Origin of the sequence: Micromonospora sp. KC207 (genome assembly GCF_004348615.1) — a bacterium.
Lineage (GTDB): Bacteria > Actinomycetota > Actinomycetes > Mycobacteriales > Micromonosporaceae > Micromonospora.
On the sequence record NZ_SMKJ01000579.1, the window covers coordinates 1 to 1,439 of the forward strand.

2 protein-coding genes are annotated in these 1,439 nt (G+C 71.6%); one reads left to right on the plus strand and one right to left on the minus strand.

Features of this window, described 5'->3' with window-relative positions; genetic code table 11:
- Positions 1-18: 18 nt before the first annotated feature.
- Complete coding sequence (locus tag E1258_RS32605; RefSeq protein ID WP_036373562.1) at positions 19-282, minus strand: cell division protein CrgA; 264 nt, start codon at positions 280-282, stop codon at positions 19-21.
- 229 nt (positions 283-511) lie between these two features.
- On the opposite strand from E1258_RS32605, the gene E1258_RS32610 reads away from it, so the two are divergent.
- Positions 512-1,318 carry a DUF881 domain-containing protein gene (locus E1258_RS32610; RefSeq protein WP_132407825.1) on the plus strand — a complete coding sequence of 269 codons (807 nt, stop codon included), beginning with the start codon at positions 512-514 and terminating at the stop codon, positions 1,316-1,318.
- Positions 1,319-1,439: the final 121 nt, after the last annotated feature.

Consider the following 1,439-nt stretch of genomic DNA (forward strand, 5'->3'; position numbering starts at 1 on the left):
CGGGCCGGGCCCGCCGGGTCAGCGCCAGCGGGAGAGCAGGACCAGGGAGCCGACCATCGCACCGAAGCCCACCGCGAGGTTCCAGTAACCCCACGACATGACCGGGTACTCCTGCTCGGAGAGGTAGTACACCACCAGCCAGCCGATGCCGCCGACGATCAAGGCGACCGCCGTGACGGGCAGCCAGACCGGGCTAGGCTTGCGCGTCGCCGCCGTCGCCGTCGGACGAACGTCCGTCGGCGGGGTGTACACCTTCTTCTTGCGGACCTGAGACTTGGGCACGACGCTCTCCAGAGGGGGTTACGACCTCGTCCGGCCTGACAACCGGGCGCGGGGGCGACGGTCCATGGCCAATAATGTTCGACAGCTAGCGTAGTCCGGATGGCCCGTTCAAGCCATGAATGGGGTCAGGCCGATGCACGGAGTGACCGGAATAGGCGGGACTGTTCGGGTCGCCGCACCGGCCCGCGTCGTCGCGGGCTGACACGAGACGACGCGGAAGGAGCGCTCGGTGGAATACACATCCGGCGCTGCCTCCTGGCAGAAGGCCCTCCGCCGGGCTGTCGCCGCCCTCCTGCCCCGGCGTCCCCGGCAGCGACGCCCGGGCTGGTCGGTCGGCGTGCCGCTGATCGCCGCCGCGGCCGGGCTGCTGTTCACCACCACCGCGACGACCGCCGGTGGCACGGCCCTGCGCGAGGACCGCCGACCCCAGCTCACCCAGCTCATCGAGGACCGCCGGCAGCAGGTCGCGGCGAGCGAGCGGCAGGCCGCCCAACTCCGGGCCGAGGTCGAGGACGAGACCGCGACCCTGGCCGACTCCGACGGCCCGATCAGGGAGCAGCGGGACCGCGCCGCCGCCAGCCGGCAGGCCGCCGGGTTCACCGCGCTCACCGGAACGGGCGTCACCGTCGAGCTCAACGACGCCGTGCGCCGCGCCGACCAGGGTCTGCCCGACGGTGCCACCAACGACGACCTCGTCGTCCACCAGCAGGACGTGCAGGCCGTCGTGAACGCGCTCTGGGCCGGCGGCGCGGAGGCGATGTCAATCATGAACGTCCGCGTCCTCACCACCAGCGCGGTACGCTGCGTAGGTAACACCCTGCTGCTGCACGGGCGGGTGTACTCCCCTCCATTCAAGATCGTTGCAATCGGCGACCCCGCTGCGCTCCGGCAGGCCCTCGCCGCGTCTGAGGGAGTGCAGATGTTCAAGGGCGCGGTCAACGACTTCCAGCTCGGTTACCGGGAGACCGTCTCGACGGTCACGGTGCCGGCCTTCGAGGACTCGACAGCCCTGCGCTCGGCGACGGTGCCCCGGTGACCCGAACACCCGACGACACCTGGGACGGCCGACACCAGGGGCGGGACGAGGAGCAGACCGCCTTCCTCCCCAGAGTCGACCGCGCCGACCTGCAGCCCCCGCCCTCGGTCCCGACCTCGCC